5 protein-coding genes and 2 pseudogenes are annotated in these 8,296 nt (G+C 65.3%); 1 reads left to right on the top strand and 6 read right to left on the bottom strand.

Annotated elements, in window-relative coordinates; translation table 11 throughout:
• Positions 1–134: 134 nt before the first annotated feature.
• The 5 genes and pseudogenes from ACK41V_RS22860 to ACK41V_RS22880 form a co-directional block, all read right to left on the bottom strand.
• Positions 135–1,266, bottom strand: a pseudogene (locus ACK41V_RS22860) (IS481 family transposase).
• 342 nt (positions 1,267–1,608) lie between these two features.
• Complete coding sequence (locus ACK41V_RS22865; protein WP_409785858.1) at positions 1,609–3,927, bottom strand: ATP-dependent DNA helicase; 2,319 nt, start codon at positions 3,925–3,927, stop codon at positions 1,609–1,611.
• On the bottom strand, positions 3,924–4,937 hold the full coding sequence (locus tag ACK41V_RS22870) for a hypothetical protein (protein WP_409785860.1): 1,014 nt from the start codon (positions 4,935–4,937) through the stop codon (positions 3,924–3,926). The genes ACK41V_RS22865 and ACK41V_RS22870 overlap by 4 nt, the downstream gene beginning before the upstream one ends.
• A gap of 391 nt (positions 4,938–5,328) precedes the next feature.
• Positions 5,329–5,709, bottom strand: a complete 381-nt coding sequence (locus ACK41V_RS22875; protein ID WP_409785861.1) for a hypothetical protein — start codon at positions 5,707–5,709, stop codon at positions 5,329–5,331.
• 246 nt (positions 5,710–5,955) lie between these two features.
• Positions 5,956–6,927, bottom strand: a pseudogene (locus ACK41V_RS22880) (helix-turn-helix domain-containing protein).
• Between the two features lie 143 nt (positions 6,928–7,070).
• Here ACK41V_RS22880 and ACK41V_RS22885 point away from each other — a divergent pair.
• On the top strand, positions 7,071–7,592 hold the full coding sequence (locus ACK41V_RS22885; protein ID WP_409785862.1) for a cysteine hydrolase family protein: 522 nt from the start codon (positions 7,071–7,073) through the stop codon (positions 7,590–7,592).
• A gap of 150 nt (positions 7,593–7,742) precedes the next feature.
• On the opposite strand, the gene ACK41V_RS22890 is transcribed toward ACK41V_RS22885, so the two are convergent.
• Complete coding sequence (locus tag ACK41V_RS22890) at positions 7,743–8,180, bottom strand: SRPBCC domain-containing protein (protein WP_409785864.1); 438 nt, start codon at positions 8,178–8,180, stop codon at positions 7,743–7,745.
• Positions 8,181–8,296: the final 116 nt, after the last annotated feature.

An 8,296-nucleotide genomic window follows, 5' to 3' on the forward strand; every position in this document is an offset into this window, starting at 1 on the left:
CCCTTCGCACCGCGAAGGGGTCGCAGACTGGGGGTCGCCGTTTCTTTTGGGTACTTTTCTTTGGCGAAGTGTATGGACCGGACACATGGTGGACAGGTGTGCGCAGACATGGTGGACGGATTTTGCTGCACAGCTCAGTCCTCTCGCAGGTCTATCTCGCGAAGCTTGTGGTGCATGAAGTACACGCCATAGCATCCGTCCTGCGCAGGCATTGCCCGCACCGCCACCGGCATCCCACGCAACGCGCTTGACAGCTTGTAGCGCTTTCCCTGGAACCGTATCTCTCCCAGGGCTTTGACCATCACCACCGTGTCCTGCAGCCCGTACTCGATGGCGGGCAACTCCTGCGGGTAGCTTCGCTCGCTCATGCGATAGCGGCTCGCTGGTGTCGCCATACCCAGCGCCTGGTGGGGCCGCTGGTGGTTGTAGACCTCCCTCCAGCGGTCGAATGCGGCCTGAGCCTGGGCGAGGTCCGTGAAGGACCTGCCATTGAGCACTTCTGCCCTGAGCGAGCGGTGGAACCGCTCGTCCTTGCCATTGGTCTGCGGGTGGTAGGGGCGGCTGAAGCTCACCCGGATCCCCAGCCGTATCAGCCACAGTGCCAGTTCGCTGACCTGCCCGGGCTGAGACGGCGATCCCCAGGGAGCACCGTTGTCCGCGTTGATGCGTACCGGAAGGCCATAGGTTCGGAACACCTCGGTGAGCTGCGCCCTTACGGTCCCGCCCTCCTGGCGGGCGCAAGCACGAATGGCCATGCTGAAGCGCGAATGGTCGTCCAGCAGCGTCAGTGGATGGCAGCGCCCGCCTGCAGTGTCCACATAGCCCTTAAAGTCGATCTGCCACAAGGCATTGGGGTGCTCGTGCTCAAAGCGCTGCCAAGGTTGGGCCGCAGCCGATGCCTCGGGGCTGATCAGGCCATGGCGATGCAGGATCGAAGTGACAGTGCTGGGTGCCAAGGTGCCCAAGCCCAGATCCAGCATGCGACGGGCGATCTTGCGGCCACCCCAGGCCGGGTGCTCGCGGCGCAGGGCAACAACGGCTTGCTGCAAAGCTTCCTCAGTGGCTGCGGGGCTTTGCAGGGGGCGGCGCGAAGCGTCCAGTAAGCCCGGGGGACCCTGCTGGGCAAAACGTGCCAACCACTTGTAACCCGTCTGGGGGGCAGATGCCAAAGCGGCGGCACAGCTCGCGTCGGTTGGCACCTTCGTGCTGGGCCAGGTTGATGAATTCTTGGCGAAGGCTCATGGTGTCTCGTGCGCTCCAGGGCATGGTGTTGTCTCCTGCGGCCAATACGACCACAGGTGTCCACCATGTCTGCGCACACCTGTCCACCATGTGTCCGGTCCATACAGCGAAGCAAAGAACAAGTACCTCGCCCGCCGGGGCGACTCCCGGCCTCCGCACTCAACACAGGCACGCCGGTGAAATCAGCGCGCAGGCCCCGGCTTCGACAAGCTCAGCCCGAACGGTCTAGGGACGCACCCCGGCCTCGACGAGCTCAGCCCGAACGGGTTTTGGGGCGGCACCAGGCTTCGACGGGCTCAGCCCGAACGGACAGATGGGGTTCCAAGTGCTGCCCATCGCGCCAGTAGCGTTCAGCGTGCGGGGTATTTATCTCCCAACCCCGCCGTCCTTCCGCCCATCCCACCACCCTGGCAACAACCTGCGCACCTCATCCCGCCCAAACCGGTCATCCATCAAATGCACCACACCTTCGTCGCTGGGCGTGCGTATCACCCGGCCCGCAGCCTGCACCACCTTCTGCAGGCCTGGGTAAAGATACGTGTAGTCATACCCCGCACCAAACAGCACCTGCATGCGCTCACGGATTTGCTCGTTGACCGGGTTGATCTGCGGCAGGCCCAGCGTGGCCAGAAACGCGCCGATCAGGCGGTTGCCCGGCAGGTCAATGCCCTCGGCGAACGCGCCGCCCAGCACGGCAAACGCAATGCCTTCGCTGGTGTCGGTAAAACGGGCTAAAAAATCGCGCTGCCCGCCCTCCAGCATGCGGCGCGACTGGCTCCAGTGCGGCACATCGGGGTGCTGCTGGGCAAACAGCGCAGCCACCTGCTGCAGGTAGTCATAGCTGCTGAAAAACGCCAGGTAGTTACCGGGCCGCGCGTGAAACTGCTGCGCCATCAGCGCCACGATGGGTGCCAGCGACGCGCTGCGGTGCGGGTAGCGCGTGGAGATGTGGCGCGCCACCTGCACTTTGAGCTGCGCGGCATCAAAAGGCGACTCCACATCCACCCACCCATGGTCCGCAGGCAGTCCCAGCAAGTCCGCGTAGTAGCGCGCGGGCTGCAGCGTGGCCGAGAACAGCGTGCTGGTGTGCGCCGCTGCAAAACGCGGCTGCAAAAACGATGCGGGCACTACGTTGCGGACGCAGACCAGCGAATCGCCCGGCGGCGCGGCTTTGCCTTTGTAGGTGGCGCTGGGCTGCGTGATGTCCACCATTGAATGCGGGCCCAGCAACTCCGCCATGCGCACCATGTGCAGCGCGTCGAAGTAAAACGCCTGCAGCGCCGCATCGGGCTCGGTGGGGTGGTCGGCAAAGTGCTCGGTCAGCGTGCTGCCGCACTGCTGCAGCGCGGCCAGCAGCTTGTCGGGGAAGTCATCCAACACGGTGTAGGCGCTGGTCTGCGCCTTGTCCAGCGCCACCCAGCTGCGGCGCACCTTGTCCAGCGCCTTTTTCACCGGCGGGTGGCGCGCAGCGGTGGGGCTGCGGCGGGCTTCGGCCAGGGAGGCAGGGCGCAGCTCGGCGGTGTACATCTTGCGGGCACGGTCCACCAGGTTGTGGGCCTCGTCCACCAGCAGGGCAGTGCGCCAGCCGTTGGCTTGCGCTAGGCCGTGCAGCAGGCCGCCCAGGTCAAAGTAGTAGTTGTAGTCGCCCACCACCACGTCGGCCCAGCGGGCCAGTTCCTGGCTCAGGTAATAGGGGCAGACCTGGTGTTGCAGGGCGAGCTTGCGCACCTGAGCCTGGTGCAGCGGGGTGCCATCGGCCTCGCCATGTTCGACAGCCGCAGCGCGGGCGGCGGGCAGGCGGTCGTAAAAGCCCCGGGCCAGCGGGCATGACTCGCCGTGGCAGGCGTTGGCCGGGTATTCACACGCCTTGTCGCGCGCTACCAGCTCCAGCACACGCAGCGGCAGGGCGGGTGCGCTGTCAGAAAGGCGCGAGAGCGCATCCAGCGCCGTCTGCCGCCCCGAGGTTTTGGCGGCCAGAAAAAACACCTTGTCGATGCGCTGCGCAGGCGCGGCCTTGAGCAGCGGGAACAGCGTGCCCATGGTCTTGCCGATGCCCGTGGGCGCCTGCGCCAGCAGGCAGCGGCCGGCGGTGGCGGCCTTGTAGACGGCCTCGGCCAGCGGGCGCTGCCCGGTGCGAAAACCGCCGAATGGGAACGCGAGGGTGCCCAGCGCCGCATCGCGCGCCGTGCGGTGCGCCGCCTGCTGCTGCGCCCAGGCGATGAAGCGCTGACACTGCAGCTCAAAGTGCTGGCGCAGGTCGTCGGCGCTGCAGCGCTCGGTCAGCACCGTTTCTTGCTGCGTGCCGATGTCAAAGTACACCAGCGCCACGTCGATGTGCACCAGCTGTTCTTGCTGGCACAGCAGCCAGCCATACACCTTGGCCTGCGCCCAGTGCAGGTGGCGGTGCGATGCGGGCTGGCGGTCCAGCCGGCCTTTGAAGGTCTTGACCTCGTCAACGCGCTGCAACTCCGGGTCGTACCCATCGGCCCGGCCGCGTACCTGCAGGGTCTGGTAGCTGCCTGTCAGCGCCACTTCAGCGCGGTAGCCCTTGCCCCGGCGTGATGCGGCAATCGCGTGGCCCGCAATGCCTTCCAGCGCGGTGGGCGCGGGCGTAAAGCGCAGGTCCAGGTCGCCTTGTTTGGCGGTGAACTCGCACAGCTCACGCACCGCCACGGTGTAGGTCATGGGGCGACGGGCGTGGTGGATGCGGTGGATGGGGTGAGCGGCGCTGGCGCCGTGGCCGCTGCAGTCACTGCTGCCGCTGCGGGCTCGATACCCGGGTCGGCCATGTCGGCCCTATCGTCTACATCGCCTGGGGGTTCGCCACACGGCTCGCCCAACTGCGCCTGCGCCATCGCGCCCTCACCGCGCAGTGGCGTGGCCTTGCACAGGGCCAGCCACACGGCAAAGGGCAAGGTGCACTGGGCGTGGCGCGCGGGGCGCAGCAGCTCGAACCTTCCGCCCTCCGCCTTGTTATCCGCCTTGTCATCCAGCCCACCATGCAGCACCCAGATGCCAAAGTGTTCCGGTATCTCCTCAGGCTCTGCAATGCCCGCCGGGAAGACGTAGTAACACTCCTCACACAGCCACTGGTAGGCCTGCCGCTTGGCGTCGTGCCGCAGGTCCGACAGCAGGTCGGCGCGGCTGTATTTGATCTCGTGGACCATGGGTTGCAGGTAAGCGGGCACCGAGGTATTGCGCACCGAAAACAGGTCCGGCCGTGCCATGCGCCACACATTGGCGGCAGCACGCGCGGCGGGGGTGTCGTCGTCGCTCCACAGCGGGGGCAAGGTGGCGCTGGGTGCAGTTGCAGTGGGCTCGACGGGGGTAGGCAAGGGTGACGTTGCGGCGCCTTCAATCACCGCACGCAGCGACAACTCCGTCCACACAATGCGCCCCGACGCCAGCAGTTGCGCTGCAAATTTTTGCGCCAGCCGGTCATGCCCACTTAACGCCCGCACGCTGCGCTGGCGCGCCACGGCCAGCGTGCGAATGCCCTCGTCGGTGAGCTTGAGCGTCTCAAACCCCTCGGGCGCCGTGTGCAGCGCAACGAGGCCAGCGGCCAGCAGATCAATCTCCAGCCCGTCCTTGCACGGCCAGCCGGCCGAGCGCCAGATCTGCATCAGGCGCGTGCGGTGAAAGCGGGTGAGGGCGATGGGTACGGGGAGGGCGGGGGAGGGTTGTGGGGCCGACATGAAGCTGCGGGGAGGGGGCGGCAAAGCACTGATTATAATCACAGTGCTTTGCGGCGGGGGCAGTTTCTGCTTTGCGGGCAATTTCTGGTGCGGGGTGCATCGTGCCCGCTTGCCGCCAGAATTTGAACAAATGGCCTGATTGGCTGCCTGCGGCAGATTTACCCCCATCCGTTCGGGCTGAGCCTGTCGAAGCCAGGGCGCCTTTTGCGAGCAGCCTGTCGACAGGCCCAGGGCGAACGGTCTCTCTGAGGTTCGCAAATAATCAGTCAAATTGGCCTCTAGCGCTTATCCATAAAGCGCTATTAGCTATCAAAACCGTAGTATTCAGTGCCTTTGCCCAAAACAAAGCCCACAGAACGCGGGCTTTGTTGGTTGTGGCGGGCAGGCCGGATCAAACCTGCGCCTTGGGCTTTTCGACATAAACCGGCTGGGTGGTTTCGTGCGCCGGGTCGGCAGGCGCCTCGGGCTCCACCACTTGGCCCACCGCAGCCCCGCCCAGTGCACCGGCAATGGCGCCTGCCGTGCCGCCCACCAATGCGCCCACCGGTCCGCCCACCGCCACGCCCACGGCGGCCCCCGCAGCGGCACCGGCCATCACGCCGCCACCCACCAGAGCCGATTGGGACTCGCGGTCAGCCTCGGCCGGCGACAGTATTTGCTGTGCGGCGGGGTTGGGGTCTTGCGACGGAACGCCGTGGCCCGGCGCCGCCTGTTCAGCCAGGTCGCCGTCCACGGGCGTGTCTTCGACGGCTGCAATGAGAGAGGGGTTCATGGTGCGCTCCTTGGGTTGTGCGAGTGGGCATGTCATTCAGACAGCTACGTTGAGTCACGTTGCTTTGCTCGCTGAACCCATTTTTTGAGCGCTGCCAGCGCCGAAACCGCCGTCCAAGGCGTCAGTGGCCTGTCGGACAAACGCTTGCGGCCGCCATTAGCTTGACGCGGGTCAAGAACGGAGGCGGTCCTGCGCGCTCAATCCCATTTGATTCAAACAACCGCGTCGAAAAGAAGAGGGCCGACGCTACGTTTTGGCGCTGGGCGCAAAGCTGCGCCGCCACGCCGTGGGGCTGACGCCCGCTGCCTGCTTGAAATGGTGGCGCAGCGACACCACAGATCCAAACCCCGCCATCTCTGCCACGCGCTCCACCGACTGGTCCGTCTGCTCCAGCAGCCGCTGAGACAACGCCAGCCGCTCCGCCAGCAACCACGACTGCACGGTGGTGCCCGTCAGCGCCTTGAAGTGCCGCGTGAAGCTGCGGCGACTCATGCTGGCCTCTGACGCCAGGCTGTCCAGGCCGTGCGGTTGTTCAAGGCGGGTGCGAACCGAGTCAATCAACTGCGCGAGCCGTGTGCTGCCCGCCGTGCTGGGCAGCGGTTGTTCGATGAACTGCGCCTGCCCCCCTTCGCGGTGCGGGGGCACCACCAGCCGCCGGGCCGCCCGGTTGGCAGTCTCCGAACCCAGGCGCTGGCGCAGAAGATGCAGGCACGCATCAATGCCCGCTGCGGTGCCTGCCGAGGTCAGCACATTGCCGTCCTCCACATACAGAACATGCGGGTCCACATCCACGGACGGAAACCGCGCCGCCATCGCGGTCGCGTATTCTTAATGGGTGGTGGACCGCCGCCCGTCCAGCAAACCCGCCTCGGCCAGCACGTGCGCTCCCAGGCACAAGCCAACGATCTGGGCGCCGCGCGCGTGGGCATCGCGCAGCGCTTTGAGCAGGCGTTCCGGGGGCCGCTCGTTCACATCCCGCCAGGTCGGCACCACGATCACTGCAGCCCTTTTCAGCACCGCCAGTGGCGACAGATCGCACAGGCTGAAACCCGCCGTGGTCCGCAACGGCGCGGGCTCCGCAGCGCACACCACCACCTCAAACGGCGACGGGCCGGCAAGGGCCTCGCCGAACACGATGCACGGCACCGACAGGTGAAAAGGGCTGATGCCGTCGAACGCGACGACCGCGATCAACGTCTTGAGAGGGCTTGTGGGCATGGGGCCTGACGGTTGGCGCAACGGTTGGAGAAGAATTTGGCCCGATCTTAGCGATATCAGTATTTCAGGCCAATAGCCAGAAACGCGGCGCCCGCCCAGAATCAACCGATTCGCCCACTCATTCACTCACTTCAAGGAAACCCATGACCAAACCCGCCCTCATCGTCATCGATGTGCAAAACGACTATTTCGCCAACGGCGCCTTCCCGCTGTGGAACGTGGACGCCGCGCTGGCCGCCACCGTCAAAGCCATCCACGCGGCCCGTGCCAAAGGCATTCCTGTCATCCACGTTCAGCACGTCATGCACGCGGGTGGCGCCGCACCCTTCTTCAATGCAGGCACGCCCGGGGCTGACATCCATCCCCAGGTTTTGGCCGCAGCGCCAGACGCACCGGTCGTGATCAAACAATTTGCCGATTCGTTCGAGAAGACAGAATTGGCAGACCAACTGGCGGCACAAGGCATCGACGAGCTGTTGCTGTGCGGAATGATGACGCAGCACTGCGTGACCTACACCGCGCTGTCCCAGCAGGCACAGGGTTATGGCAAGGTCACCGTGCTGTCGGACGCCACCACCACCCTCAGCGAAGTCGTGCACGGACTGGCGTTGAGCGGCCTCAAGACCAAAGTGACGCTGGCCACGGTAGACCAGGCACTGGCCTGAGGTGACTGGCTCCGGTCTGGTAACTGGAACACGTTCCCAGAGCGGCTAACAAAACTCAGCGAAGCGGTTCTGGCTAGGCGCTGCGTTGCAGGCAGTACGAGCAGTACGACAAGACGCGGCAACAACGCCAGAAGAGTTTTGTTAGCCGCTCTAACCGCGCAGCACCGCCTCCAGCCGGTCCAGGTTCTGCTCATTGGCCTGGGTCACAAAGTCGCGCAGCTTGTCGGCCATCTCGGCACTCTCAAACGCCTGCTCCCACGTCAGGTGGGTGTCTTGATCTCCGTGGGGCGCCAGCCGCACCGTCAGCGTGAACAGTGGCGCCAGCACATGTTCGATGACGACCAGCGCACCGGGCTCAATCGCGCGAAAGACGTTCTCGTTGTGGTGGTTCTTGCCGTCCGGCCCGTGCATCACAAACACCCACCGCCCGCCGGGCACAAAGTCAAACTGCTCGAACGTGTTGGTAAAACCTGCGGGCCCCCACCACTGCGCCAGCAGTTCGGGTTGCTGGAAGGCGGCAAACACCTGGGCGGGGCGGGCGTGCAGCACGCGCTGGGTGGCCAGAGTGGCGGCTGGGTTGTGGGGCATGGTGGGCTCCTTGGTTTGCAAACGCGCTGATGTGCGGCGGCGATGAACTGGGATTTTCTGCCGGGTAGATGCTGTGTAGGCATCGGCCGCTCTGTGGTGCTGAAAATATGAGTCAA

It is taken from the genome of Acidovorax sp. (assembly GCF_046291265.1).
Classification (GTDB): domain Bacteria; phylum Pseudomonadota; class Gammaproteobacteria; order Burkholderiales; family Burkholderiaceae_C; genus Acidovorax.

What these genes read in the sequence shown, in the direction of transcription:
- ACK41V_RS22865 (WP_409785858.1), bottom strand. Translation starts at nt 3,927, where the DNA reads ATGACCTACACCGTGGCGGTGCGTGAGCTGTGCGAGTTCACCGCCAAA.
- ACK41V_RS22870 (WP_409785860.1), bottom strand. Translation starts at nt 4,937, where the DNA reads ATGTCGGCCCCACAACCCTCCCCCGCCCTCCCCGTACCCATCGCCCTC.
- ACK41V_RS22875 (WP_409785861.1), bottom strand. Translation starts at nt 5,709, where the DNA reads ATGAACCCCTCTCTCATTGCAGCCGTCGAAGACACGCCCGTGGACGGC.
- ACK41V_RS22885 (WP_409785862.1), top strand. Translation starts at nt 7,071, where the DNA reads ATGACCAAACCCGCCCTCATCGTCATCGATGTGCAAAACGACTATTTC.
- ACK41V_RS22890 (WP_409785864.1), bottom strand. Translation starts at nt 8,180, where the DNA reads ATGCCCCACAACCCAGCCGCCACTCTGGCCACCCAGCGCGTGCTGCAC.